At 40.0% G+C, this 26,160-nt stretch carries 23 protein-coding genes; 12 read left to right on the top strand and 11 right to left on the bottom strand.

Annotated elements, in window-relative coordinates; all coding sequences use genetic code 11:
- Window positions 1-105 precede the first annotated feature (105 nt).
- Genes B9N62_RS09795 through B9N62_RS09760 form a run of 8 tightly spaced genes read left to right on the top strand, consistent with a single transcriptional unit; the run spans window position 106 to window position 9,502 of the window.
- The gene (locus B9N62_RS09795) at window positions 106-873 is read left to right on the top strand and encodes a motility protein A (RefSeq protein ID WP_087585332.1); all 768 of its coding nucleotides are present in this window, start codon (window positions 106-108) and stop codon (window positions 871-873) included.
- A complete protein-coding gene (locus B9N62_RS09790) occupies window positions 873-1,652 on the top strand; it encodes a flagellar motor protein MotB (RefSeq protein WP_087585331.1) in 780 nt (259 codons plus the stop codon). Before B9N62_RS09795 ends, B9N62_RS09790 begins: the two co-directional genes overlap by 1 nt.
- An 11-nt stretch (window positions 1,653-1,663) precedes the next feature.
- Window positions 1,664-2,386, top strand: coding sequence for a flagellar type III secretion system pore protein FliP (fliP, locus tag B9N62_RS09785; protein WP_374048483.1), 723 nt, complete (start codon window positions 1,664-1,666; stop codon window positions 2,384-2,386).
- Window positions 2,386-3,651, top strand: coding sequence for a TolC family protein (locus B9N62_RS09780; RefSeq protein WP_087585330.1), 1,266 nt, complete (start codon window positions 2,386-2,388; stop codon window positions 3,649-3,651). The genes fliP and B9N62_RS09780 overlap by 1 nt, the downstream gene beginning before the upstream one ends.
- Window positions 3,648-4,391 carry an efflux RND transporter periplasmic adaptor subunit gene (locus tag B9N62_RS09775; protein ID WP_087585329.1) on the top strand — a complete coding sequence of 248 codons (744 nt, stop codon included), beginning with the start codon at window positions 3,648-3,650 and terminating at the stop codon, window positions 4,389-4,391. Before B9N62_RS09780 ends, B9N62_RS09775 begins: the two co-directional genes overlap by 4 nt.
- Complete coding sequence (locus B9N62_RS09770; RefSeq protein ID WP_087585328.1) at window positions 4,388-7,414, top strand: efflux RND transporter permease subunit; 3,027 nt, start codon at window positions 4,388-4,390, stop codon at window positions 7,412-7,414. The genes B9N62_RS09775 and B9N62_RS09770 overlap by 4 nt, the downstream gene beginning before the upstream one ends.
- A complete protein-coding gene (locus B9N62_RS09765) occupies window positions 7,411-8,646 on the top strand; it encodes a TolC family protein (RefSeq protein WP_087585327.1) in 1,236 nt (411 codons plus the stop codon). The genes B9N62_RS09770 and B9N62_RS09765 overlap by 4 nt, the downstream gene beginning before the upstream one ends.
- Window positions 8,639-9,502 carry an EamA family transporter gene (locus B9N62_RS09760; RefSeq protein WP_087585326.1) on the top strand — a complete coding sequence of 288 codons (864 nt, stop codon included), beginning with the start codon at window positions 8,639-8,641 and terminating at the stop codon, window positions 9,500-9,502. The genes B9N62_RS09765 and B9N62_RS09760 overlap by 8 nt, the downstream gene beginning before the upstream one ends.
- On the opposite strand, the gene B9N62_RS09755 is transcribed toward B9N62_RS09760, so the two are convergent.
- The 7 genes from B9N62_RS09755 to B9N62_RS09725 all read right to left on the bottom strand — a co-directional run bounded on the left by B9N62_RS09755 (window position 9,499) and on the right by B9N62_RS09725 (window position 16,243).
- Window positions 9,499-10,773, bottom strand: coding sequence for a ComEC/Rec2 family competence protein (locus B9N62_RS09755; RefSeq protein ID WP_087585325.1), 1,275 nt, complete (start codon window positions 10,771-10,773; stop codon window positions 9,499-9,501). The two genes, B9N62_RS09760 and B9N62_RS09755, sit on opposite strands and share 4 nt — an antisense overlap.
- Window positions 10,773-12,185 carry a replicative DNA helicase gene (locus B9N62_RS09750; RefSeq protein ID WP_087585324.1) on the bottom strand — a complete coding sequence of 471 codons (1,413 nt, stop codon included), beginning with the start codon at window positions 12,183-12,185 and terminating at the stop codon, window positions 10,773-10,775. The genes B9N62_RS09755 and B9N62_RS09750 overlap by 1 nt, the downstream gene beginning before the upstream one ends.
- A gap of 10 nt (window positions 12,186-12,195) precedes the next feature.
- Complete coding sequence (gene ispG, locus B9N62_RS09745; protein ID WP_087585323.1) at window positions 12,196-13,254, bottom strand: flavodoxin-dependent (E)-4-hydroxy-3-methylbut-2-enyl-diphosphate synthase; 1,059 nt, start codon at window positions 13,252-13,254, stop codon at window positions 12,196-12,198.
- Between the two features lie 239 nt (window positions 13,255-13,493).
- On the bottom strand, window positions 13,494-15,347 hold the full coding sequence (locus B9N62_RS09740) for a primosomal protein N' (protein WP_087585322.1): 1,854 nt from the start codon (window positions 15,345-15,347) through the stop codon (window positions 13,494-13,496).
- Window positions 15,347-15,763, bottom strand: coding sequence for a type II secretion system protein (locus B9N62_RS09735; RefSeq protein ID WP_087585321.1), 417 nt, complete (start codon window positions 15,761-15,763; stop codon window positions 15,347-15,349). The genes B9N62_RS09740 and B9N62_RS09735 overlap by 1 nt, the downstream gene beginning before the upstream one ends.
- Window positions 15,760-15,996 (bottom strand): hypothetical protein, encoded by a 237-nt coding sequence (locus B9N62_RS09730; RefSeq protein ID WP_087585320.1) that lies wholly within the window; start codon window positions 15,994-15,996, stop codon window positions 15,760-15,762. Before B9N62_RS09730 ends, B9N62_RS09735 begins: the two co-directional genes overlap by 4 nt.
- A 13-nt stretch (window positions 15,997-16,009) precedes the next feature.
- Entirely contained in the window at window positions 16,010-16,243 is a 234-nt protein-coding gene (locus B9N62_RS09725) for a cell division protein ZapB (protein ID WP_021091279.1), read from the bottom strand.
- A 125-nt stretch (window positions 16,244-16,368) separates the two neighbouring features.
- Here B9N62_RS09725 and uvrB point away from each other — a divergent pair, with 125 nt between their 5' ends.
- Window positions 16,369-18,345: an excinuclease ABC subunit UvrB gene (gene uvrB / locus B9N62_RS09720; RefSeq protein ID WP_087585319.1), complete on the top strand. Its 1,977-nt coding sequence runs from the start codon at window positions 16,369-16,371 to the stop codon at window positions 18,343-18,345.
- Between the two features lie 179 nt (window positions 18,346-18,524).
- Here the strand turns inward: uvrB and B9N62_RS10665 are convergent, their stop codons facing one another.
- The 4 genes from B9N62_RS10665 to B9N62_RS09710 form a co-directional block, all read right to left on the bottom strand.
- Entirely contained in the window at window positions 18,525-18,686 is a 162-nt protein-coding gene (locus tag B9N62_RS10665) for a hypothetical protein (protein ID WP_219336790.1), read from the bottom strand.
- A 162-nt stretch (window positions 18,687-18,848) separates the two neighbouring features.
- Window positions 18,849-19,241: an MFS transporter gene (locus tag B9N62_RS10560; RefSeq protein ID WP_180382192.1), complete on the bottom strand. Its 393-nt coding sequence runs from the start codon at window positions 19,239-19,241 to the stop codon at window positions 18,849-18,851.
- Window positions 19,192-20,010: an MFS transporter gene (locus B9N62_RS09715; RefSeq protein ID WP_180382191.1), complete on the bottom strand. Its 819-nt coding sequence runs from the start codon at window positions 20,008-20,010 to the stop codon at window positions 19,192-19,194. Before B9N62_RS09715 ends, B9N62_RS10560 begins: the two co-directional genes overlap by 50 nt.
- Entirely contained in the window at window positions 20,011-22,554 is a 2,544-nt protein-coding gene (locus B9N62_RS09710) for a tryptophanyl-tRNA synthetase (RefSeq protein WP_087585318.1), read from the bottom strand.
- Between the two features lie 168 nt (window positions 22,555-22,722).
- Here B9N62_RS09710 and groES point away from each other — a divergent pair, with 168 nt between their 5' ends.
- The 3 genes from groES (at window position 22,723) to B9N62_RS09695 (ending at window position 26,157) form a co-directional block, all read left to right on the top strand.
- Window positions 22,723-22,983: a co-chaperone GroES gene (groES, locus tag B9N62_RS09705; protein WP_087585317.1), complete on the top strand. Its 261-nt coding sequence runs from the start codon at window positions 22,723-22,725 to the stop codon at window positions 22,981-22,983.
- A gap of 17 nt (window positions 22,984-23,000) precedes the next feature.
- Window positions 23,001-24,635, top strand: a complete 1,635-nt coding sequence (gene groL, locus B9N62_RS09700; protein ID WP_087585316.1) for a chaperonin GroEL — start codon at window positions 23,001-23,003, stop codon at window positions 24,633-24,635.
- A 127-nt stretch (window positions 24,636-24,762) separates the two neighbouring features.
- Window positions 24,763-26,157 carry a phosphomannomutase/phosphoglucomutase gene (locus B9N62_RS09695; protein ID WP_087585315.1) on the top strand — a complete coding sequence of 465 codons (1,395 nt, stop codon included), beginning with the start codon at window positions 24,763-24,765 and terminating at the stop codon, window positions 26,155-26,157.
- The last annotated feature ends 3 nt before the right edge of the window (window positions 26,158-26,160 follow it).

The following is a 26,160-nucleotide window of genomic DNA, read 5'->3' as shown; positions in this document are numbered from 1 at the left end:
GATTGTAGCAAAAAATGGCAAACATTTTTTTTAATTTAACGATTGTTTCAACAAAAAGCTAATAAAATAGCAATTCTTAAGAATTTATAAATAAAGTGAGCTTAAATGGATTTAGGAACCGTCGTCGGCTGGGTTTTGACCCTGGTGCTTTTGTTTGGATCAATGGCGATAGGCGTTGGTATAGGACCATACATCGATATCCCTTCTGTGATGATCGTTTTTGGTGGTACTATCGGCGTTATGATGGTTGGCTTCAAGATGGAGACGCTTAAAGGTATTGGTAAATTTTACGGTGTTGCCGTTAAGCCACCTGTTGTTGTAAATTTGCCTGAGACTATAAAAAAGATAGTTGATTACTCTACAAAAGCTAGACGCGATGGTATCTTATCGCTCGAAAGCGAAGTAAATAATGAGACAAATCAGTTCTTAAAAAGAGGCCTCTCAATGGCGGTCGATGGCAATGAACCAGATGCGATTAGAGCACTTTTGGAGATCGATATCGATCAAACTAGCACAAGGCATTCAAATAATATTAAAATTTTTGAGCAAGTCGGCGGTTTTGCGGGTGCGATGGGTATGATAGGAACGCTCATTGGTCTTGTTGCGATGCTTCTTAACATGTCGGATCCTAGTGCGATCGGTCCATCAATGGCGGTTGCCTTGCTTACGACACTTTATGGTGCGATGATAGGTAACATCATCGGTGCGCCTGTGGCAAATATCCTCTCTATTCGCGATGCTGATGAAGCACTTGAAAAACAAGTCGTACTTGAGGGAATCATGTCGATACAAGCAGGCGATAATCCAAGAACGCTTGAAGCTAAACTCTTAGCATTTTTACCACCAAAAGATAGAAAAAGTCAGTTTGAATAATGGGTAAGTTAATAAAACCAGAAGAGTGTCCAAAATGTATGCCTGAGTGGCTAGCTGCTTTTGGTGACCTCATGTCGCTTTTGCTTTGTTTTTTCGTTTTATTGCTTTCTATGGCGACAATGGATGCTAAAAAGATGGAGGCTGCCGTTGGCTCACTAGCTGGTGCTTTAAGTGTGCTTGAAGGTGGTGCTAGACCTGAAAATCAGATAGAAAAAGAGACAGATCCAGAAAATACTCGTGCAAAAAAAACAAGCAAGCAAAAGGGCTCACAAAGCGAGCTAAATATGAATGTTAAAAAGATAAATGAGCTGCTAGCTGCTAGCGGGGCACCTGAGATTACGATGGAAGAGAGCGAGGATGGCTTTATCGTAAGGCTTCCAGCGGCTATGCTTTTTGAGAAAGATAGTGCTGAAATTTCTGGCGAAGATGCGAAGCTATTTTTAAAAAGAATAGGCATGATTGTGGCGAAAATGCCTAATGATGTAAAAGCCGATATCATCGGCCATACAGATAATATAGAACCAAGTAAAGACTCAGCTTATAAAAATAACTGGCAGCTCTCAACTGCAAGGGCTTTAAGCGTGGTTGAAGAGCTAATTAACGATGGCGTGCCACAAAATAGAATAATAGCTTCTGGCAAAGCTTCGTTTGATCCGATCGCTAGTAACAGCACAGAAGATGGCAGAGTCAAGAACAATAGAGTAGAAATTCACTTCATATCGCTTGAGCCAAAAAATAAAGAGGCTACTAAGAAAAGTATCCTTGATATGAGGAATTAGTCGTGAAAGCACTGCTTGCTTTAGCGGTTTTACTTTGCACGGTTTTTGGGGCTGATCCTGCGCTACCAACTATAAATTTAAGTCTAAATTCTCCAACAAATGCCGAGCAACTTGTAAATTCTCTAAACGTTTTACTAATCCTCACCGCACTTGCACTTGCTCCTTCGCTCATTTTTATGATGACAAGTTTTTTAAGGCTTGTTATCGTATTTTCATTTTTACGCCAAGCGATGGGCACACAGCAAGTTCCTCCTTCAACAGTGCTTATCTCGCTTGCGATGGTTCTTACATTTTTTATTATGGAGCCAGTTGGGCAAAAGAGCTATAATGATGGCATAAAGCCTTATATAGCTGAGCAAATAGGCTATGAAGAGATGCTTGATAAGAGCTTAAAGCCTTTTAAAGAATTTATGGTAAAAAACACAAGAGAAAAAGACCTTGCGCTTTTCTTTAGGATTAGAAATTTACAAAATCCAGCAAATATCGAAGAGATACCGCTAAGTATCGCAATGTCAGCTTTCATGATAAGTGAGCTAAAGACATCTTTTGAGATAGCGTTTTTGCTCTATTTGCCATTTCTTGTCATCGACATGGTCGTAAGCTCCGTTTTGATGGCCATGGGTATGATGATGCTTCCTCCTGTAATGATCTCACTGCCATTTAAACTGCTCATATTCGTGCTTGTTGATGGCTGGAATTTACTAATAGGAAATCTTGTAAAAAGCTTTCACTAATGAAAAAAATTTTATTCATTTTTTTGCCGGTATTTTTGTTTGGTTCAAATTTAAGTGTGATCGCAAACAAGGCAACGCAAAATGAGATTTCAAAGATCAAAGAGCTTGAGCTAAAAAGAGCAAATTTAAACGATGAAGCCACATTAAGCTCATATATGCCAAGCCTTAGCCTAGAGGGCTCATACGGCAAAAACGCAAGCACATTTCCAAGCATAGTCGCTAAAGAGTCAGCCGGTGTGCTGGCTAGAATTGATTTTTTACTATATGATGGCGGAGCTAGAGAGGCGAGGCTAAAGATGAGTCAGCTTTTAAAAAACAAAGCCGCCATAGCAAGTGATGAAGCTAAAAACTACCTTGCACTTAAGGCTGTAAATTTATACTTTAACGCAGCTGCACTTGAAAATATAATCGCAGCCAAGCAGGCTCAGGCAAATTTTTTAAAAGGCGTTTTAGATAAGCTTGAAAAGGCAAACATTGCAGGCCTTGCCGCAAAAGATGAGCTTGAAAATGTAAGGGCTAAATATTACTTAGCTAATAGCACACAGCTTGAATACAAAAACAAAATGGAGCAAATCTTAAATGAGATAAATTTGCTAACTGGTGAGAAAATTTTGCCAGTAGCTGGAGCAAAGATGGCTGATATTAGCTCAAATTTAGCTTCAAAAAATGCCGAGCTTGATAGACTAAGCCAGGATATTTTTATAAATGAGGCTAAGCTTGATGAAACAAGGTCTGGCTTTTTGCCTCAGGTTGTGCTTTATGATAGCTATGGATTTTATAAAAATAACTACGATATCGATCTAGGCAGGCTTAGTTCTTACCGCTCATACGTGGATAAATACCTAAAAGAAGATACTCATGGCAATAAATTTGGTATCGCTTTTAAATGGAAAATTTTTGATTTTTTCGCCACTAGCAAGATGAGTCAGGCTCAAAAGATCGCGCTTGATGAGGCAAGGCTAAATTTGGAGTATAAAAAGCGTGAAAACGAGACAAGGCTTAAAAATTTGCAAAGTGAAATCGTGGTGCTCACTTCAAAAATCGCTTCACTAAACGAATATGTAAGAGCAAGCGATTTGGCATTAAAAGCTAGCTATGAAAAGTATAACTCCGGGCTTTTGGGATATAGCGACCTGCTTGAGGCACTTTCTCAAAAATTTGATGCCATTAGCCTTTTTGAGAGTGCAAAAGATGAGCTTGAGATTAAAAAAGCGGAGTTCTTTTTTGAAAATGGCGAGTCGATTTTAGAGAGGATTAGAGATTGAGAAAGCTGATAGTTTTGATGATATTTGGCATTTTTTCATTTGCTAGTGAGGAAATTTTTGCCGACTTTGAAGTCTATGCCAAGCAAAGCTCAAAGCTCGCATTTGAGAGCAGTGGTAAAGTGGATAAAATTTTTGTAGATGTTTCAAGCCACGTTAAAAAAGGCGATGCTTTAGCTATTCTTGATCAAAGCAGCTTAGAAATCGCTCTAAAAAAGGCAAAAAATGATCTTGAGCTGGCAAAAAATGCTAGTGAATTTGCAAAAAATACTTTAAGCAAATTTACTCAAGTAAGGGACGTCACTTCAAAGCAAGAATTTGACGAGGTAAAGTATAAATTTGACGAAGCGATACTTCGGGTTCAAAGTGCACAAATCGCTATTTTAAATGCGCAAGATCGCCTTAAAAAAGCTGTTTTAAAAGCTCCATTTGATGGCGTTATCGCTAGTAAAAACATTGAGCTTGGCGAGAGTGCTTCGCCGCTTCAGCCAGCCTTTGTCTTAAACTCCGAAGAGGCTAAAATTTTAATATCGATCGATGAAAAATATGCAAATTTAGTAAAAGTTGGCAACATTTTTAAATTTAGGCTTGACGCAACAAGCGATGAAAAAGAGGTTAAGATCGCGCTAATTTATCCAGAGATAAAAAGAGAGACTAGAAAATTTTACGCCGAGGCTTATGATACGAGCTTAAAACCTGGCATGTTTGGTCAAGGAAAAGTGATAATCGGCGAAAATAAATGATAAAAATAGCCATAAACCGCCCCATAACTACGCTTATGATATTTTTAAGCCTCGTTGTCTTTGGCATCTACTCGCTAAAGACGATGAATGTAAATTTATACCCGCAAGTAAATATCCCAATCGTTAAGATCACGACCTACGCAAATGGCGATATGAACTACATCAAGACAAAGATCACGCAAAAGATAGAGGACGAGGTCTCAAGCATCGAGGGGATAAAAAAGCTTTACTCAACTAGCTTTGACAACCTAAGCGTGGTAAGCATCGAATTTGAGCTAAACAAAGACCTAGAGAGCGCTACAAACGACGTCCGCGACAAGATGCAAAAAGCACGCCTAAACGCAAACTACGAGATAGAAAAGCTAAATGGTCTCTCATCTTCTGTCTTTAGTCTCTTTATCACAAGGCTTGATAATAATCAAACCAAGCTCATGCAAGAGATCGATGACGTGGCAAAGCCATTTTTGGAGCGAATTAGCGGCGTTTCAAAGGTCAAGACAAATGGTTTTTTAGAGCCAGCGGTGAAAATTTTACTAGATAGATTTAAGCTTGATAAAAACGCTCTTAGCGCAAACGAAGTGGCAAATTTAATAAAGGTTGAAAATTTAAAAGCGCCGCTTGGCAAGATAGAAAATGAAAAAATCCAAATGGCTATCAAGTCAAATTTCAGCGCCAAAAGCATAGATGAGATAAGAAATTTAACGATCAAACAAGGGGTCTTTTTAAAAGATATCGCAAGCGTTGATCTCTCTTACAAAGACGCAAACGAAGCAGCGATAATGGATAAAAAAAGTGGCGTCTTGCTTGGTCTTGAGCTAGCTCCAGACGCAAACGCTCTAACCGTGATCGCTCTAGCTAAGTCAAAGCTAGATCAGTTTAAAAGCCTGCTTGGCAGCGAATACGACGTAAAAGTAGCCTACGATAAGAGCGAAGTGATACAAAAGCACATCGATCAAACCGCCTTTGATATGATCCTTGGTATCTTGCTAACCATCGTGATCGTATATCTATTTTTAAGAAATTTCTCGATCACCATCATCTCAGTCGTAGCGATACCAACTAGCATCGTGGCGACATTTTTCATCATAAATGCCCTAGGATACGATATAAATCGCTTAAGCCTTATCGCATTAACGCTTGGCATTGGAATTTTCATCGATGATGCGATAGTTGTCACTGAAAATATCGCTAGCAAGCTAAAAGATGAGCCAAATGCCCTAAAAGCAAGCTTTGCAGGCATAAAAGAGATAGCATTTAGCGTCTTTGCGATCTCGCTCGTTCTGCTTTGCGTCTTTGTGCCTATCGCCTTTATGAGTGGTATCGTTGGCAAATACTTTAACTCTTTTGCCATGAGCGTGGCAGCTGGCATCGTCATCTCGTTTTTTGTTAGCATTTTTCTCGTGCCAACGCTTAGCGCTAGGTTTGTAAATGCTAAGGAGAGCAAATTTTATATAAAGAGCGAGCCATTTTTTGAAGCGCTTGAAAATGGCTACGAGAAGCTTTTAACTTTAGCGCTTAAATTTAAGCTCATATTTTTAGCCATAACGCTTGTGGTCGTTGTTTGCTCGTTTGGACTGGCTAAATTTGTAGGCGGTGACTTCATGCCAAGCGAGGATAACTCGGAGTTTAACATCTACTTTAAGCTTGAGCCATCACTTAGCTTGCAAGCTAGCAAAGAGAGGCTAAAAGATAAAATTTCACTCATAAATGCCGATCCTCAGGTCGCTTGCGCCTACTTCATCCTTGGCTACACAGACGCCAAGCAGCCTTATCTTGTAAAAGCTTACGTTAGGTTAAAGGAGCTAAAAAATAGAGCTAATCACGAGCGGCAAAACGCTATCATGCAGAGGTTTCGCGACAAGCTAAAAAGTGACGATATGAGCGTCATTGTAGCTGATCTTCCGGTAGTTGAAGGTGGCGATGTGCAGCCAGTTAAGCTTACTATCACCTCTGAAAATGGCAAAGATTTAGAGAAATTTGTACCAAAGATTAGCAAGATGCTAAAAGAGATAAATGACGCAACGGATGTAAATTCGCCCGAAGAAGATCTGCTAAAGCGTGTGCAAATTTCTATCGATGAAGATAAGGCTAAGAGGCTAAATTTAGACAAAGCCAGCGTTGCAAGTGCTGTTTATAGCGCATTTAGCCAGAACGAGGTCTCTGTTTTTGAAAACGAAAATGGCAAAGAGTATGAGCTTTACATGCGTCTTGATGATAAATTTAGAAGCGATACAAATGATATCTTAAAGACCAAGATAAGAAGCAATGAGGGCTTTTTTGTCACACTTGGTGATGTGGCGACGCTTAGTTTTGAGCAAAAGCCAGCTAGCATTTCAAGGTTTAATAGAGCCGATGAGATCAAATTTCTAGCAAATACCAAAAACAACGCTCCGCTAAATAACGTGGCAAATGAAATTTCAAAGAAGCTTGATGAAATTTTGCCAGCAAATTTCAAGTATAAATTTCTTGGTTTTGTCGAGCTGATGGACGATACGAACGCTTCTTTTATCTTTACAGTGAGCGCTAGTGCGGTGCTTATTTACATGGTGCTTGCTGCGCTTTATGAGAGCTTTTTGCTGCCATTTCTCATCATGCTAGCCATGCCGCTTGCCTTTTGTGGCGTAGTGATCGGACTTTTTATAAGCGGCAATCCATTTAGCCTATTTGTCATGGTTGGCGTCATCTTGCTCTTTGGCATGGTCGGTAAAAACGCCATTTTGGTGGTTGATTTTGCAAACCACTTTGCAAATAGCGGCATGGAGGCAAACGAAGCTGTGAAAATAGCTGCTAAAAAGCGACTAAGGGCTGTTTTGATGACCACTTTTGCGATGATATTTGCCATGCTGCCTCTTGCGCTTGGCAGAGGCGCTGGCTTTGAAGCCAACTCGCCTATGGCTATAAGCATCATCTTTGGGCTCATTAGCTCGACCTTGCTAAGCTTGCTTGTCGTGCCAGTGCTTTTTGCTTGGGTCTATAATCTTGATAAATTTATAAGAAAATTTTATGAAAGGGAGAGAATTTGAAGAATATTTTGGCGGTTTTGCTCTTTGCTTTGCCTCTTTGGGCTGGAAATTTACTAGAGATCATCGCTCTGGCGCAAAGTGCGAAGCTTGAGAGTTTGAAAGAATTTAATAAAAACGAATATATAAATAAAAATAAGAGCAACAAGCTAAATTTATCCCTTGATGGCAGATATACCTTTGTGCCTGACGAGCTAAAGGGCGGGTATATGACAAAGGCTGGATCGATCACGGCAAAGGTCGAGTACCTCATCTTTGACGGTGGTGCGAGTGAGGCTGCTGATAAAATTTTAGACCACAAGGGCGTGGAGAAAATTTACAAAGATGAAGAGCTTATGAATCTCACTGCTTTTCAGGTCGCAAAGGTCTATTTTAATGCTGTTGCACTAAATTCTCTTATAAATTTAGAGACAAAATTTGTTGATAGCTTTGCCAAGGCTGCGGCTGAAAATGAGTTTTGGTTTGAGTATGGCGAGATAGATAAGAGCGAATTTGATGCGATAAATTTCACTCTTAATAAAAAAAGAGCCGAGCTAGACGAGCTTGGGCTTAAGCTAGCCGAGCTAAACTCAAGGATAAATTTGCTCTCAAACGGCGAGATCGGCTTTAACGCTGGCTCAAAGATAATGATGCCAGATTTTAGCAAAGATGATATAAGCGCAAAACTTGGGGCAATGGAGCAAGAAAAATTTATAAAAGAGCAAGAAAATGAGAAGCAAAAGAGTAAATTTGCTCCAAAAATTTACTTAAAAGATACGCAAAGTGTGAATAATAACAGCTTTAAAAAAGGTGAGAGGACGACTTCACAGATGATAGGCGCTTACGCTGATGCGAACAGGCCTAGAGTGGAGTTTGAGTGGAAGCTGCCTGATAGCTTAAGTCTTAGTAAGCAAAGTCAAGTTAAACGCATTGAAGAGCAAAAGGCGGCACTTGATCTAAGCGATGAAGAAAATAGGATAATCACTCGCCTAAAAGAGCTAGAAGGCACGATCAAAGGCTTAAGCGCGAAGTTAAATTTGCAAGATTTGAAGCAAGATAAGCTTGATAGTGATTTTATTGATCTGCTAAATGGCTATCTTGATGGCGAGATAAAATATGAAGAATTTTTGTTTGTGAGTGAGAAAAATTTTAGCGATAGGGCAAATTTCATACTTGATGGCGATTTACTTGAGCTAAATAAACTTGAGTACTTTTTCGAATGTGCAAGAAAAATAAACGAGGTGATAATTGAATAAACTAATCTTTGTAACCATTTTGTGGGCGTTTAGCTTTAGTTTGATAGGCGAGTTTTTAGCTGGCAAGGTTGATAGCTATTTGGCTGTTTTTATTCGGGTTGCGCTTGCGAGCTTAGTCTTTTTACCATTTACAAAATTTCGTGGCATCAGTCCAAAGCTAGCATTTGGCATCATGGCGATCGGAGCGGTGCAAATAGGACTTATGTATCTATTTTATTACAATTCATTTTTGTATCTAAGTGTGCCAGAAGTCGCACTTTTTACCATTTTTACGCCGTTTTACGTGACGCTTATATATGACGCATTTAGCTTTAAATTTAGGCCACTTTATCTATTTAGCGTTGGCGTTGCGGTTTTTGGAGCTTTGGTTATAAAATACGGCGCTATTAACGATGGTGTACTAAAGGGCTTTTTGCTAGTGCAAGCGGCAAATATCTGCTTTGGAGCAGGGCAGAGCGCATATAAGGCACTTTTAGAAAAATTTGACGTGGATCAAAAAAATGTCTTTGGCTACTTTCACTTTGGTGCATTTTTTGTAGCTATCGTTGCGCTTCTTGCTCTTGGCAATCCAGCCAAATTTTCACTTACTTCAACACAAATTTTAGTGCTTCTCTGGCTTGGCATAGTCGCTAGTGGAGTTGGATATTTTATGTGGAACAAAGGCGCTTGCGAGGTCGATAGCGGCGTGCTTGCCATCATGAATAACGCTCTCATTCCAGCTGCTATCATTGTAAATTTAGTCTTTTGGCAAAAGGATACAAACTTAACTAGGCTAATTTTAGGCGCTGTTATAATGTATATATCTTTGATAATTCATAACAAGATAATGAAATTTTATGGTATGAAGATCGCTTAGGCGTAAATTTTATAGCTGGCAACGAAAAAGCACAAAAGCCCAAGCAGCGGTAAAATGTAGAATATAGATCTAAATTTTATAGCTAGAAGTGAAGCGATATTATAAAAGATAAAAATAATGGCTGGCACAAAAATTTTAGTCGAGCTTAGTCTAAAATTAAAAACATTATTTAGCAATCCATCAAAAATGCCGCCATACGAAGCGATGTGAAGCGCAGCACTTAATGGATAAAAAACGCTAAAGATGTAGTTGATAGCAAGGACACTAAGCTGCTGTAAGCTAATGAGCGGAAAGAAATAAAGCACGCAAATTTCCATTGCAAAGCAAACATATAAATTTAAAAGTATAAGATGAATGAAAGGCGAAAATTTATCTTTTAAGTGTTTAAAATATAAAAATATGTAAAAAACGCCCATGAGTGAAAAGTAAAAACCTACGCTAAAAAGTAGCTGCGGAAAGAGCGACATGCTAACAAGCGCTACTATAAAAAGTGTTTTGAAGTTTAAAATTTTGACGCCTTTTAACGTGCAATAAAATCCTAAAATGCTCATTAAAAATGCTCGCAAAAAGCTTGGTATAAAGCCTATTATAAAAAAGTAAAATGACAAGACTATAAAAACGACAATAGCTAGATCAAAGTTGTAGTTTCTAAAAGGTAAAAATCTCGCATATAAAAATTTTAAAAGCGGCCTAAATACAAAAAATATAACTGCGCTTATAAAACCTAAATGATAGCCACTTATGGCTATAAGATGCGCTATACCAAGGTGCGAGACATCATCTCTTAACTCTGCGTCAATACTTGTGCCTAAAAATAGAGCCGAGTAGAGCTGTGAAATTTTACTATTTTCATGCTGGGCGTAGATTAGTGATTGTAATTTTTGATTGATATTTAGCGTGGCTTTTCGTGGTAGTTTTTCGCGTGAAAAGCTAGGCATGTAAAAAGAGGAAGCAAGATAGTCTTTAAAACTAACGTCTAAATTTATGACGCTTAGAAATATACTATCTCCAGCTTTAAACTCATCTGTTTTAGCTCCAAGCGTATAAAATAAAAACTCATCAGTCTTAAGCTTTAAAATTTGCCTTTTCTTGCCGTCATCTCCAAGCTTTTCGTAGCTAGAAATCACGGTTGCTGTTAGCTCTTGTTCGCCTTTGTCCATAAAAATTTGATATTTATGATAGCTAATAGCTAAATTTATAGAAAAAATGCAAAGGCAAAACAGACAAAATATAGTAAAAATTTCTCTATTTTTTAAAGCTTTAAAACGCATCAGCCTTCAAATGAAACATCAGATACTGGCATTGCAGACATATCTTCAAACCTTGAGTGTTGCTTTTGAAAGAGCACATCAACTGAACCAGTTTCGCCATTTCTATTTTTGCCAACGATGATCTCAGCCTTTTCTTGAAGCTTATTAAAGACGTGATTGCTCTTGTACTCTTTACCCTCAGCACTTGCGCGTTTTTCTTTCTCTTTTTCTTCTTGTTCTAGATAAAACTCATCTCTATAAACAAAAAGAATGATGTCAGCATCTTGCTCGATCGCACCTGACTCTCTTAGATCGCTTAGCATAGGGCGCTTGTTTGCGCGAGATTCAAGGCTTCTGTTTAGCTGAGAAAGAGCGATGATTGGCATATCTAGCTCACGTGCCAAAAGCTTTAATCCACGAGAAATTTCAGCTATTTGGACGTGACGATCAGCGTAGTTATTTGTACTCATCATAAGACCGATGTAATCAATCACGCAAAGTGAAATTTCAGGATGCATTGCCTTTAGTTTTCGCATTTGCGTTCTTACTTGATGGATATTTACATAGCCACTATCATGCACAAAAAGCTTGCTAGCCGCAAACTCCTCGCAAGCATCGCTAAATCTAGCCAACGCTTCATCATCCATCTTTGCAGTCATTATGTCTTGAAGTGGGATAGAGGTCTTGCTTGCTAGCATTCTCATCATTATTTGCTCAGCTGGCATCTCGAGTGAGAAAAAAACAACTCCAGCATTATTTTTTAAAACCTGACTCATAAAATTTAAACAAAGTGTCGTTTTTCCCATGCCTGGACGAGCTGCGACAATGATGAGGTCTCCATTTTTAAAGCCCTTTATCATCTCATTTAGCTTTTTAAATCCAGTATCAAGCCCAACGATATCTTTTTCACCAAGCAAGGCTTGAGCATTAATATGATCCATCATTTTCATGATGATCTCTTTGCCTTCTTTTATAACTCCAGTGCTTCCACCTTCTATCAAAGAGTAAAATTCCTGGCTAAGATCATCGACCATATCGCGGCTTAGCTTATCTTCATTTACTTTGCTTGGTATATTGTGAGCGATCTTTACAAGACTTCGTTTTATAGATTTTTCTCTTAGTTCATTTGCATATTTTTGAATGTCTATTAGGGAATTTGTACCCAAAATATCTAGTATTAGCTCTTCGTCGTATTTTTCGCCAAGTCTATTTTTTAAAAATGGCATAGTTATAGGATCATCGCTATTTAGGCATGCCACCATTGCATCATATATTTGCGAATGCCCTTTTAGATAAAAATCCTTTGCCTTAATAATGTCAAAAATTTCACCTAAAATATCGTTGTTTTGCAAAATGGAGCTTAGTATAGCTCGCTCCATATCAATGTCGTAAAGGTTGGTAAATTCTATCTCGTTAACTCTTTGCTTTGCCACAACTTTTCCTTTAGTTCCTACTTTTTATCTCATCATCGATCTCTTGTAAAAATCTATCTACAAGCTCGCTCTCAGGCAGTCTTGCGACCACTTCGCCGTGACGCATGATCATGCCATTTCCTTTGCCAAATGCTATGGCAACATCTGCGCCTTTTGCCTCGCCGATCGCATTTACCACGCAACCCATAACTGAGACGTTTAACGGCTCTTTTATCCCTTTTGTCTTTTCTTCTACGAGCTTTACTGCAGCCATTAGATCAGCTTGCAAACGCCCACAAGTTGGGCATGAGATGATATTTAGTCCCTCTTTTTGGCGGCCACTATCTTTTAAGATCGCCTTTGCGACCTTGATCTCTTCTTCAAGCTCACCTGTTATGCTAACTCTCATCGTATCGCCGATGCCTTCAAGCAAAAGTCCACCAAGTGCGATCGCGGACTTGATAGTTGCGTGAAAAGTGGTACCTGCCTCAGTAACACCAAGATGAAACGGATAGTTTGTCTTTGGTCGAAGCGCTCTATAAGCTTGCATTGTGCGTTCAACGTCGCTTGATTTAAGTGAAATTTTGATATCTGTAAAGTCAAAATCCTCAAGAAGCTTGATGTTATACATCGCACTCTCCACCATCGCCTCCACAGTGCGGCCGTGGCGGTCCTCAAACTGCTTTTCAAGCGAGCCAGAATTTACGCCTATGCGGATAGGTAAATTTCGCTGTTTGCAGGCATCAACGACTGCTTTTATGTTTTTGGCTGAGCCAATGTTGCCTGGATTTATGCGGATAGCATCGACAAATTCGCTAACGATGAGCGCATAGGTGTGATTAAAATGAATGTCTGCAACGACTGGTATTGGGGAGCTTGCAACTATCTGTTTTAGCGCGCTGGCGTCCTCTTTATCAAAAACTGCGCAACGCACGATATCACAGCCCGCAAAATATAGCCTTTGTATCTGCTCAAGCGTGCCTTTTACGTCTTTTGTCTTTGAAAAGGTCATCGACTGCACGGATATTGGCGCGTCGCCACCTATTAAAACATTGCGAATTTTTATCTGTTTTGTTGGGTATCGTTGCAAAATTTTGCCTTTAAATTTTTATTGGGGATTATAAAGAAAAATGGCTTTTAAAAGGCTTGAAAATTTATTTTTAATAGTTTATAAAAATTAGTATTTTTATTGGATGTAGTTTCTAAAATTTTACTTACTCTTTATAGCCAACTTATCAAATTTCATAATGCTTTCATAAGCCTTAGGTTTCTCTATTATCTATTTTAAAATTTACCATGTCTTTGTTAAATAGTTTTTAGACTAACATTTTAAGTAAAATTGACTGGGTCTATATCGATATCGCTAAGTTCGCTTTTGCATAGGTTTGCAGCTTTTAAAAGAGGTATATGAGAGTTTGAGCGGAGTAAAATTTCATATCTAAATTTACTTCCAAGATACTCTATCTGGCACTTTCCGTATCCTATAATCTCAAGCTCATCGCTTCTTAAAGGTTCTATTCTTTGTACGAATTCATTCATCGTATTTTTTACTATGTTTTCATCTTTATGCGAGATGATAATGCGAAGGAGCCTAGTAAAAGGCGGATAAAGCCCCTCGCGGTAGCCAATCTCTTCTTTTAAAAATGCGTCGTAGTCGCTAATGAAGCCTTCAAAAAATTCTCTTTGCTTACTTTGGATGATGACTCTACCAACTCCATTTCTACCAGCTCTTCCGGCTACTTGCATGGCAAGAGCGAGCGTTCGCTCTCTGGCTTTATAATCAGGAAAATTTAAAAGCTCGTCAAATCCCATGATGACAGCAAGCTCTACGTTGTGATAATCATGCCCTTTGCTTAGCATCTGCGTGCCTAGAAGGATGTCTATCTTGCCGTCGTTAAATTCTTTTAAGGCCTTTACGAGCTTGTTTTGCGTCGTTATTTCATCCCTATCAAATTTAGCGATTCTGACGTTCGCAAACTCAGCTTGCAGCCGCTCAAGTAGCTCGCTAGTACCAATTTTTTTGGCCTCTATCATCTCGCTACCGCACTGATGGCAGGTCTTTGGCACTGCCATTTTATGCTCGCAGTATTGACACTTTAGCACGTTTTGTTTTTTGTAATAGCTCATACCGATACTGCAAAATGGACACTTTAGCGTTTCACCGCAGTTTTTGCAGACTAGATATTTAAAATTTGCCCTTGTTGGTAGGCAGATGACAGCTTGTTTTTTATTCGCGAGTGTCTTTGAAATTTCATCTTTTAAAATTTCACTAATTCCGGTCTCGCTCTCATCAAAAATGTAATTTTTTTGCGAATCAAAATATGTCCCTTTTAAGCGAAAATGCTCCTGCTTATAAAAGCTAGTAAGGCTTGGCGTGGCACTTCCAAGCACCACTTGTAGATCAAATTTACTAGTTAGAAAGAGGGCAAGGTCTCTTGCACTGTAGTGGGGCTTTGAGCCTGTATTTTTGTAGCTATCGTCGTGTTCTTCGTCTATGATGATAAGTTTTAGCCTCTCAAGTGGTAAAAATAAAGCCGATCTTGCACCTGCAACGAGTCTAACTTTCCCATTTTTTATATCTTTTAAAATTTGCTCTTTTTTCTTTGATGCGATCTTTGAGTGCCAAACAGCCACTGCCTCGCCAAAGAAGCTCTCAAGGCGTTTTTGCATTTGTGGCGTGAGTGAAATTTCAGGCATTAAAAATAGTGCTTGGCTGCCTGCGTTTAAAATTTCTCTGATCTTAGCGATGTAAATCTCGCTTTTTCCGCTTCCAGTGTCGCCAAAGATGAGTGAAATTTTACGTTTATTTATAAAATCCAAAGCCTCTTGCTGTTTTTCGCTTAGTTTGGGTGCCACATTAAAATTTTGATTTTCATAAATTTGATCTGTGGCAATAGTGTCGTTTGGTTCAAATAAATTTAGGCTGACGCCAAGCTCGCATGTGTAATATTTTGAGATAAATATTGCCAATTCACTTTGCATTGAAGTTAGATTGATCGGTAGAATTTCTAAAATTTTACTTGTTTTAAACTCTGGCCTGCCAGTCTCTTTTATGATAAAAGCAGTGAGAATTTTGCCTCTTAAAGAAGCTTTTACACCTTGAAATTTTTCTAGTTTTTGATCGCTTTCATAAGTGAGCGGGGCTAAATTTAGCCCATAAAATGCGAGTATGTAATAATGCATTATTGAAGTGATTTGCAAATTTCATTTTCATCACTGCAACCAAAATCTCCAGTACTTTTGTCGTATTTGAAATTTGCTACTTTTCCATCTAACCTAAATGTGTATTTGTCATCGCCTATTCTGTGCCAGCCATTTTTGCTACCGCTATCTTTTATCGGTATATTTATAACATTTTTAAAAAGTTTACTTGGATCGCCATCGTCTAGTTTTTGTGGAAATTCTGGCTTTGCTTGCAAGATGTTGTCATTATATTTTAGTGAAATTCCACTTCTTATAGCGGCAAGTTGAGTTTTGGCATTTGAGACGGTAGCATCGCTTCTAGAAAAAAATAGTCTAGGTATAGCGACTGTGCTTAAAATACCTAGTATAACTACTATAAATATTAGCTCAAGCAAGGTGTAAGCTCGTCTCTTCATCTCTCTTCTCGCTTTAATATCTCATCAACGTTGCCAGTTAAATTTTTTACTGTCTTTATCACAGCATAATTTTCATAACATTTTTCTATAAAGGCATTTAAAAGCTCTTTTGGCTCGATAAATTGGCGTCCGCCCATTAAATTTTGCCAGTCATCTTCAAAGAATTTAGCAAAATCATCATCAAGCGTGATCGTGTAGTCGCGAGATGATATCGTGAGCGTAATTTTTTTCATATTTTAGCCAAGCTTATCTGCCAAGGACAGCTTCGATTTTTCTCATTACATCGTCAGCTTCGGTATTTTTCTTGTCAAGATCCTCTTCTAAACGCATGATTTGATTGCTTTTTGCCTCATTTTGTGCTTTTAAAGTTACGATCTCATTACGCAACTCTTCGTTCGTTTTGCAAAGTTCGTCATATTTTGTAATCAGGTCATTTACTTTATCGCTTAGTGTGGTTAAGATAGCGTTGTCTTCAAACATCAAGATTCCTTTAAAATAATAATTAGGCTCGTATTCTAACACGCAGAGGCTAAATTCTTATTAAAATTCTCATTTGACAAAGCACTATCTTTGCTATAAAATTCGCCCAAATTTAAAGGCAATCAATGAGTAAATTTGAAATTTCATCTAAATTTAGCCCAAGCAGCGACCAAGCAAGAGCGATAAAAGAGATAGTAAAAAGCATAAAATCAGGCAATAAATACCAAACACTTCTAGGTGTGACAGGGTCCGGCAAAACTTTCACCATGGCAAATGTCATACGTGAGCTAAACATGCCAACGCTTATCATGACGCATAACAAATCCTTAGCTGCTCAGCTTTACAGCGAATTTAAGGGCTTTTTCCCAAAAAATCATGTCGAGTACTTCATAAGCTACTACGACTACTACCAGCCAGAGGCCTACATCCCAAGAAGCGACCTATATATAGAAAAGGATAGTTCGGTAAATGAAGAGCTTGAGCGCCTGCGCCTCTCTGCAACGGCTAGCTTGCTAAGCTTTGACGACGTCATCTGTGTCGCCTCAGTCTCTGCAAACTACGGCCTTGGTAATCCAAGCGAGTATAAGGGGATGGTGGCATATCTTAGCGTGGGTGAGAAGATAAGCCAAAGAAAGCTTTTAGAACAGCTTGTGGATATGGGCTACAAGCGCAATGACAACTACTTTGACAGGGGCGACTTTCGTGTAAATGGCGATGTGGTGGACATTTATCCAGCTTACTATAACGACGAAGCCCTAAGAGTTGAGTTTTTTGGCGATGAGATCGATGCGATGTATCATTTTGACGTGCTTGATAACAAAAGACTAAAGGATATCTCTAAATTTACACTTTACGCCACCAGCCAGTTCATCGTAGGCGCTGATAGACTAAAGATCGCGATGAAAGAGATCGAAGAGGAGCTTGATGCGCGTTTGAAAGAATTTAACGAGCAGGGCAAGCTAGTCGAGGCGCAGAGACTAAAGCAAAGGGTGGAGTTTGACCTTGAGATGATGGCAAGCACGGGCATGTGCAAGGGCATCGAAAACTACGCGCGCCACCTAACTGGTCAAAAGCCCGGAGAGACGCCGTACTCGATGTTTGACTACTTTGAGATAAGCGGCAAAGACTATCTGGTTATCGTAGATGAGAGCCACGTGAGTTTGCCGCAGTTTAGGGGTATGTACGCGGGTGACAGGAGCCGTAAAGAGGTACTTGTGGAGTATGGATTTCGTTTGCCATCAGCGCTTGATAACAGGCCGCTTAAATTTGACGAGTTTATAAGCAAAAAGGCGAAATTTCTCTTTGTTTCAGCCACGCCAAACGAGTATGAGCTTGGTATCAGCCAGGGGCATGTCTATGAGCAAATTTTGCGACCTACGGGACTACTTGACCCGATCATCGAGATAAAAGATAGCGACAATCAAGTCGAGGTGCTATTTGACGAGGCAAAGGCAGTCATCGCAAGAGGTGAGCGCGTGCTAGTTACGGTGCTAACTAAAAAGATGGCCGAGGAGCTAAGCCGCTACTACATTGAGCTTGGCGTAAAGGTCAAGTATATGCACTCAGACATCGACGCGATCGAGCGAAATGAGATCATTAGAGGGCTTAGAAGCGGTGAATTTGACGTGTTAATAGGCATAAATTTGCTCCGTGAGGGGCTGGACCTGCCTGAAGTGAGCCTGATAGCGATCATGGACGCCGATAAAGAGGGCTTTTTGCGCTCGACAACGAGCCTTATACAGACGATGGGGCGCGCAGCTAGAAACGTAAATGGCAAGGTGCTAATGTTTGCCAAAAAGATCACGCACTCGATGAAAGAGGCGATCGATACGACGACTGCGAGGCGTAAATTTCAAGATGAATACAACAAAGCTCACGGCATAACGCCGCACTCTGCAAGCAGGAATATCGAAGAGAGCTTGCACGTCGAAGATGATGGTGAAATTTATAAACGAGGTAAAAATTTAGAGAAGATGCCAGCTAGCGAGCGAGCCGCAATCGTAAAAGAGCTAAGAAAGCAGATGCTTGAAGCGGCGGCGCAGCTGGAGTTTGAGAAGGCGGCGGCGCTGCGTGATGAGATAGCAAAGATGAGAAAGTTATAAGGCGATTTTTCTTTTTCTGCTATACGTCGTTGAAATTTCACTCTACTTCAGTCACATACTATATGTATGCTCCTTTGTATCGTAAAATTTCGCCTCGCCTAGCAAAAAAATACTGCATCTTGGGTTTTAAAAATTACCAAACAAAACAAAAATTTTCTTGTCTTGGTAACTTAAAATTATTACGAGCTGAACTTATATGTTCTATCTTCGGTCGAAAATTTCTTCGTAACATTTAAAATCATCACAAGATACTTTGCCTTGATGTTTTGGTAGCCAAAATTTAGATTTTTTATGCGTCTAGTCTGCGCAAATTTAAACCGTGCAACATTTAAATCTATCACAAAATACTACCGCTTTTGAGCCTATTCGTATCGTAAAATTTCGCCTCGTCTCCTCGTAGTGAAGTCAAAAAAAGGCGGGAGATCTCTTGTGCGGGAGATAGTCTCAGTTATATTTGGTGGCAAGCTCGTGCTTTACGCTTTTAGCGAGCTATTTTTATAAATTTAAGTTTTGCTTACTGGCTTTAAAAAGTAGCTCGAAACCGCGCAGGTAAACGATACTGCAGCGATAAAGTAAAATGAGTGCGTTAGGCTAAAAATGTCAGCGATCTTTCCGATGACCGTTGCAAATATGCCGCCGATTGTGATACTAAGTCCAAGCGTTACGCCAGAGATTAGGCCGATTTGATTTGGTAGATAAAGCTGTGCAAGGGCGATTGAAGGGCTAAAAGATAGGCTTATGCAAGCACTCACGCAGATGGAGGCCGCAAGAAACAGCGCGTAGCTATCGATAAAGAGCATTAGCACGACTAGCGGCGCGGCGATGCTTAGGCTTATTTTGATGAGTCTAACTAGACCGTATCTGTCTGCTAGTACTCCGCCAAATAGCGTGGAAATAGCACCTGCGGCGAAAAAACAGGCTCAAATTTACATTTGCAGCCTCTTTACTAAGGCCAAAAATTTTGATGAGGTAGATGCTAAAAAATGCCGAAAAGCCAAATGCGACGATCGAGCGTGAAAATATACATACGCAAAGTCTTAAAAATGCGCTCAAATCGTCTTTTAAGAGGGTAGTTTTCTGTGAAATTTGCTTTTTGTGATTGCCTTCTAGTGCTTTTATAAATTTGCCCTTTTTGAGGTATAAAAGTGTCAGAAAAATTTGAGGTATGATGAAGACTAGCGTCCCTTTTAGGCCAAAATTTCCCACAAAAACGGCGACCAAAATAGGTCCAACGGCAAAGCCTGCGTTTCCGCCAAATGAAAATATACTTATGCTTTTTACTCTATTTTGTGCGTTTGAGGCGTAGTTTACGATCCTTGCGGCGCTTGGGTGAAAGAGCGCGGCTCCGATACCGCTTATCATCACACAGACCAAGATGAGGTAGTAGTTTGTCACAAAGCCAGTGAGGCTCATGCCCCCGCCCGCAAGCAGCAGCCCAAGCGGGATGATGTAGGGAAGCTCTTTTTTGTCGCTTAGGCGGCCGATAAGTGGCTGGATGAGCGAGCTTGCTAAATTTGTGGCGGTCACGAGCGAGACGGCTGTTGCATAGTCGTAGTGGTAGCTCGCGATGAAAAAGGGCAGCATCGCGCCAAGGGCACTTTGGTTTATGTCGCTACAAAAGTGCCCAAGCCCCATTAGATACTTTAAATTTTCCGCCTTTTTCATCTAAAATAGCCCTTTTAAAAGCCCCTTTAAATTTTGCTTTTCGCCGTTTGTGCTTTCATCATCTTTGCCAAGCTTTTTATCTAAAAATCTACCTATCTCTTTTTTGACCTTATTTTCAAGATATTGCGAGCCGACGTCGTATTTTAGGTTATCTGTCGTGCCTGTGATTTTCACGTTTAGGTCGGTCTTTTCTAGCCTGCAAACAAGCGGCGCGTTAAGCATTTTTGTCACGGTATTATAAGTGGCGCCTGTAACCTTTATATCGCTCTTTGGCGAGCTTAAATTTACGTTAAAGATGACGTTGTCGCCCTTTATATCGCCGTAAATTTTGCCGTCTTTGTAAATTTCTTTTGTGATGTCCTTGCCGGTGAAGGTTTTTATGTTGTTTGTGAGATTTGTACTGGCTAGGTGACCCTCTTTTAGCAAGATGTCAAATTTGCCGAACTTTTGCTTCGTTTCGTAGTCAAATTTAGCATCGCCGTTGCCATCATAAAGATGATCAAGCGCTAGGGTCTGCGTTAGCCCTTTGACTTCAAAATTTTTTAGCACCGCATCAAGCGCGCCACCTTTGTAGTTTGCCTCGAGTTTGCCCTTAAATAGATCATCTGAGGTAGCTTTTACGCTTAGATCATCCACTTTGCCATTTGCGGTAATGAGCGCTGCAAATTTACCGTGAAGCTCGCGGCCAGCTAAAAATGCAAGCTTATTTAGCTCTGAAACAACGGCTTGAAGCTTTAAGCTTAGCGTGCTTTTGCCCACGTCAAAGCTGCCGTCTAGGCCCTTTATATCAGCTAGCGAGCTAAGAAAGTCGCCACTAAATTTCGCTACATCGCCTTTATAGTCTAGGCTCAAATTTGAGCTAAATTTCTCATTTTCAGGGAATTTTTTATCAAGCATTTTGCTAAGAGCTGCGGTGTTAAATTTGCCATCATTTAAAGCGATCGTTGCGGCGACGCTTGGGCTTTTGCTAAAGATATTTTGTCCTTTTGCTTGGACATTTGCCTTAGCATTTACCAGTCTATCGTTGCCACTTATGGCTAAAATTTCTCCTAGCTGTGCCTCTTTTAGGCTAAGATCAAGATTTTCATTTTTTATGGTGGCGTTTAGCTTGCCAGCAAAGGCATCGCCACCTAAATTTAGCTCATCTATCTTGCTCTCTCTAACCTTCACATCGCCCGCAAGCGCCATCTTTGAGCCCACCTCAAAGCCACTAACTGCTTTAAATTTCTCAGGGTCGCTAATAAGCAGGGCAAATTTGCTAAAAATTTGGCTGTTTTTTAGGTCATAAACGCCCTTTACATCCTTTAGCTCGCCAAGGTCGCTAAGCACGTTTGCGTCAAAATTTACAAGCTCACCTTTTGCTGTGGCGCCACCTTTTAGCTCAAATTTAGCTGCGTTTTTAAGCTTTGCAAGACCATTATCTATAAGGCCATTTTTTATCTCAAATTTAGCCTCGCCTACAAGCTTTTTTAGCTCGTCAAAGCCACTAAAATTTGCGTTTAAATTTATCTGCCCGTCTGCGTAGCTAGGCTGCAAAGCAAGCGCTAGAAGCTCTTTTAGCTTGATGTTAGTTGCATTTAGTGCTAAGTTTTTGCTATCAAAATTTGCATTTATCTTGCCGCCAAGGCCGTTTATCTCAGCTTTTAAGTTTTTAAGCGCATTTTCTTGCATTGTAATTTCGCCGTTTGCATCCACTGCACCACTTAGCTGCTCGCCCAAGAGCTTGCCAAAAAGCGCAAGATCAGGCACATTTAGCGAAAAGTCGCTCTTTAAATTTTTACTAGCTAGATCATAGGTCGTCTCATTTGCCTTTAAAGTGGCTTCAGGTGCGATGATAATGGTTTTTGCACTCACTTTTTCATTTGCAAATTTAGCATTTACTCCGCCTTTAAAACTTATATCTTTTGCTAAATCTAGCCCAAATTCATTTTTTATAATTTCTTTGTTTATCGCTGCATCGCTTGCTAAAATTTGAGCGTTAATGATGGGCTCATTTTTCTCATCAACCTCTTGCATGTTGCTCGTTAGATCAAGCTTACCGCTAGCTAAATTCGGCTTTTTAACAAGAGCTGATATCTCAGAAAGCTCGATGTTTTTAGCGTCAATATTTAGAGCTTTTGGCAGGTAGTCTTTTAAGTTTGCATTTAAATTTATGTTTGAACCAAGTGCCGTGCCAGTTGCCACTAGCTTGAAGTTGCTAAACTTACCGATCGCGTTTGCCTTAAGCGCGATATCTTGTTTAAGTCCAAGCTCGCTAGCCTTTGCCTTGTCGGCGTTTATGTCTATGTTTAAATTCATACTTTGTGCAAGCAAGGAGAGATCGCCATTAGCCTTTAAATTTATGGCATTCATCACGGTCGCTTCTAAATTTAGCGTGCTAAGCCCAAGGTTAAAATCTTTAAATTTCACATCGATACCGCGAGCAAGTGCCTCTTTTTCTATTTTGTTGGCTATAAATTTATTACCAAAAGAGCTAAAGATAAAGCCAAAAATGCAAAGGATTATCAGCCCCAAAGCCACTACTAAATAGGCTATTTTTTTCATAAATTTCCTTTATATTAGTTTTACATATCATAAAACTTTAGTATAAGTGACTAAAGTTTTAATAAAATTTAACTATAAATTATTGACTTTTTTAGAAAAAAGTGCTAGGATTTCATCACTCAAAAATAAAGAGTGCTAAAAAAGACAATTAAACTAAAAGGATGAACAATGAACTTTCAACCATTAGGCAAGCGTGTCCTAGTCGAACGCGTAGAAGAGACAAAGACGACAGCTTCGGGCATAATTATACCTGATAACGCAAAAGAAAAACCTTTAAGCGGCGAGGTAAAAGCAGTTGGCGCTGAAGCTGAGGGCGTAAAAGTTGGTGATAAAGTTGTATTTGCAAAATACGGTGGCACTGAGATAAATTTAGATGATAAAACATATCTTGTTTTAAACATTGATGATGTTTTAGGCGTGATTAAATAATTAAAAAAGGAAAGACAATGGCAAAAGAAATTTTTTACTCTGATGATGCAAGAAACCGCCTATACGAGGGCGTAAAAAAACTAAATGACGCTGTAAAAGTGACAATGGGACCAAGAGGCAGAAATGTCCTTATCCAAAAGAGCTTTGGCGCTCCAAACATCACAAAAGACGGCGTTAGCGTGGCTAAAGAAGTCGAGCTAAAAGATACTATAGAAAACATGGGTGCAAGCCTAGTTAGAGAAGTAGCAAGCAAGACAAATGATCAAGCAGGCGACGGTACTACAACAGCGACTGTGCTAGCTCATGCGATATTTAAAGAGGGTCTTAGAAACGTAACTGCTGGCGCAAATCCTATCGAAGTAAAACGTGGCATGGATAAAGAAGTAGCAGCTCTTATAGATGCACTAAAAAACATTTCTAAAAAAGTTTCTGGCTCAAAAGAGATCGCTCAGATCGCTACTATCTCTGCAAACTCAGACGAGAGTATCGGCAAACTTATCGCTGATGCGATGGAAAAAGTCGGCAAAGATGGCGTCATAACAGTAGAGGAGGCAAAATCTATCCAAGACGAGCTAAGTGTTGTTGAAGGTATGCAGTTTGACCGCGGATACCTAAGCCCATACTTCATCACAAACCCTGAAAAGATGCAAGTTGAGCTAAGCAACCCTTTTATATTGCTATTTGACAAGAAGATCACAAATTTAAAAGATCTGCTTCCGGTGCTTGAGCAAGTACAAAAGAGTGGCAAACCACTTCTAATCATCGCTGAAGATATCGAGGGAGAAGCACTTGCAACGCTTGTTGTAAATAAACTTCGTGGCGTGCTAAACATCTCAGCTGTTAAAGCTCCTGGCTTTGGCGACAGAAGAAAAGCGATGCTTGAAGATATCGCTATCTTAACAGGTGGCGAAGTTATCAGTGAAGAGCTAGGTAGAACACTTGAGGGCGCTACTATAAACGACCTTGGACAAGCTTCAAGCGTAGTTATCGACAAAGATAACACAACTATCGTAAATGGTGCAGGCGAAAAGTCAGCGATCGACGCTAGAATAACTCAGATCAAAGCGCAAATCGCTGAGACAACAAGCGACTATGACAAAGAAAAACTTCAAGAGCGCCTTGCAAAACTAAGTGGCGGCGTGGCAGTTATTAAAGTAGGTGCTGCGACTGAAACTGAGATGAAAGAGAAAAAAGACCGCGTTGATGATGCTCTAAGCGCTACTCGTGCAGCTGTTGAAGAGGGTATCGTAGTAGGTGGCGGTTCAGCTCTTATCCTTGCTTCAAAGAGTGTAAATTTAAATTTACAAGGTGATGAGGCAATCGGCGCTGAGATCGTTAGAAGAGCGCTTCGTGCTCCACTTCGCCAAATCGCTGAGAACGCTGGCTTTGACGCAGGCGTAGTAGCAAACGCAGTTGAGATAAGCAAAGATGCAAATTTTGGCTTTAACGCTGCAACTGGTGAATATGTAAATATGTTTGAAGCTGGCATCATCGACCCAGTAAAAGTTGAGAGAGTTGCGCTTCAAAACGCTGTTAGCGTGGCTAGCTTGTTACTAACCACTGAAGCAACTATCAGCGAGATAAAAGAAGAAAAAGCAATGCCTGCAATGCCTGACATGGGCGGAATGGGTGGCATGGGTGGTATGATGTAAACCCGAATTTACCCGACTCTTCGTCGGGTAAATCTCTAAAGTCTCAAATTTATAAAGCGACTAGAATTAATAAAAATTTAATTTTTTTATCTATAATTCCAAAATTACTTAATAAAAAGATAAATTTATGATAGAAGAAATTTTTAGAGAATACGATATACGCGGGATTTTCGGGCAAGATTTAAACGAAACTAGCGTCAAGGCGATCGGGTTAAATTTGGGCCGAGAAATGCTACGCCGAGGCGCAAAAAACGTTAGCGTAGGATATGACGCTAGGCTAAGCGCAAATGAGATTTTCGGCTGGCTGGTTAGCGGGTTAAATTTAGCTGGGATCAAAGTTTACGATATCGGTTTGCTACCGACGCCGGTCGGATATTTTAGCGTGTTTACGGACAAATTTGACGCAAACGTAATGATAACCGGCTCTCATAATCCAAAAGAGTACAACGGTTTTAAAATCACGATTTTTAAGGATAGTTACTTCGGCGAGGATTTGCAAAAGTTAAAAGTCGCCGTGCTAGACGACATCGCGGCAAAAACGCAAATCCCGGATGATTTGAGAGCTGAAAAATTTGATATCGCGACTCCTTATAAAAATTTTTTTATAGAGCAGTTTGCGCATTTAAAAGCCTTACCGCTTAAAATCGTCATTGACTGCGCAAACGGAGCGGTTGGAGCGATGTTGCCCGAAATTTGCGAGGCGTTAAATTTGGATGCGAAAATTTTATATCCACAGCCCGACGGAAACTTCCCAAATCATCACCCAGATCCAAGTGAAGAAAAAAACTTAATCGATCTAAAAGCTGCGCTAAAGGGTGAATTTGACATAGGATTTGGCTTTGACGGCGACGGCGACCGTATCGCGGTTCTAACAAAAAAACGCAACATAAAAGGCGACGAGCTAGCCTATCTATATAGCCTCGCGATGAAAACTCCGCGAGTTCTCGGCGAGGTCAAATGCTCGCAAAATATGTACGACGAGATCGACGCGCACGGCGGTAAAAGCTTCATGGGTAAGACCGGCCACAGTAACATCAAAAAGGCGATGAAAGAGCTAAATATCGACATGGCGGCCGAGGTGAGCGGGCATATTTTCTTTAAGGAGCGGTATTTTGGCTTTGATGATGCGACGTACGCGATGTTTCGTGCGCTAGAGCTTGTGGCTAAGGGCTTTAACCTAGACGGCGAGCTTGATAAACTGCCAAAGGTCTTTAGCACCGACGAGATAAAAATAAAAACGACCGACGTGCAAAAATTTAAGCTGGTTGCAAAGCTAAAAGAGGTTTTGGTTGAAATTTACGAGAAGGGCGATGCGCAAAATTTGCTAGCAGGACTAGGTAAGATAGCCGAAATCATCGACATAGACGGCGTTAGAGTGAGATTTGAGGACGGCAGCTGGGCGCTAGTGCGAGCCTCGAATACTACGCCGACTATCGTCACGAGATTTGAGGCTAAGAATGAAGAGGTATTAAATAAAATACAAAACAAGATTAGTAAGATTTTAATGGATGTAATATATTAAAAA

This window comes from Campylobacter concisus, assembly GCF_002165785.1.
GTDB classification, from domain to species: Bacteria; Campylobacterota; Campylobacteria; order Campylobacterales; family Campylobacteraceae; genus Campylobacter_A; species Campylobacter_A concisus_W.
Note: the sequence above shows the minus strand (reverse complement) of the source record. Positions and strands in the feature narration are given on the sequence as shown.

What these genes read in the sequence shown, in the direction of transcription:
- B9N62_RS09795 (WP_087585332.1), top strand. Translation starts at nt 106, where the DNA reads ATGGATTTAGGAACCGTCGTCGGCTGGGTTTTGACCCTGGTGCTTTTG.
- B9N62_RS09790 (WP_087585331.1), top strand. Translation starts at nt 873, where the DNA reads ATGGGTAAGTTAATAAAACCAGAAGAGTGTCCAAAATGTATGCCTGAG.
- B9N62_RS09780 (WP_087585330.1), top strand. Translation starts at nt 2,386, where the DNA reads ATGAAAAAAATTTTATTCATTTTTTTGCCGGTATTTTTGTTTGGTTCA.
- B9N62_RS09770 (WP_087585328.1), top strand. Translation starts at nt 4,388, where the DNA reads ATGATAAAAATAGCCATAAACCGCCCCATAACTACGCTTATGATATTT.
- B9N62_RS09755 (WP_087585325.1), bottom strand. Translation starts at nt 10,773, where the DNA reads ATGCGTTTTAAAGCTTTAAAAAATAGAGAAATTTTTACTATATTTTGT.
- B9N62_RS09740 (WP_087585322.1), bottom strand. Translation starts at nt 15,347, where the DNA reads ATGCATTATTACATACTCGCATTTTATGGGCTAAATTTAGCCCCGCTC.
- B9N62_RS09735 (WP_087585321.1), bottom strand. Translation starts at nt 15,763, where the DNA reads ATGAAGAGACGAGCTTACACCTTGCTTGAGCTAATATTTATAGTAGTT.
- B9N62_RS09730 (WP_087585320.1), bottom strand. Translation starts at nt 15,996, where the DNA reads ATGAAAAAAATTACGCTCACGATATCATCTCGCGACTACACGATCACG.
- B9N62_RS09725 (WP_021091279.1), bottom strand. Translation starts at nt 16,243, where the DNA reads ATGTTTGAAGACAACGCTATCTTAACCACACTAAGCGATAAAGTAAAT.
- uvrB (WP_087585319.1), top strand. Translation starts at nt 16,369, where the DNA reads ATGAGTAAATTTGAAATTTCATCTAAATTTAGCCCAAGCAGCGACCAA.
- B9N62_RS09715 (WP_180382191.1), bottom strand. Translation starts at nt 20,010, where the DNA reads ATGAAAAAGGCGGAAAATTTAAAGTATCTAATGGGGCTTGGGCACTTT.
- B9N62_RS09710 (WP_087585318.1), bottom strand. Translation starts at nt 22,554, where the DNA reads ATGAAAAAAATAGCCTATTTAGTAGTGGCTTTGGGGCTGATAATCCTT.
- groES (WP_087585317.1), top strand. Translation starts at nt 22,723, where the DNA reads ATGAACTTTCAACCATTAGGCAAGCGTGTCCTAGTCGAACGCGTAGAA.
- groL (WP_087585316.1), top strand. Translation starts at nt 23,001, where the DNA reads ATGGCAAAAGAAATTTTTTACTCTGATGATGCAAGAAACCGCCTATAC.
- B9N62_RS09695 (WP_087585315.1), top strand. Translation starts at nt 24,763, where the DNA reads ATGATAGAAGAAATTTTTAGAGAATACGATATACGCGGGATTTTCGGG.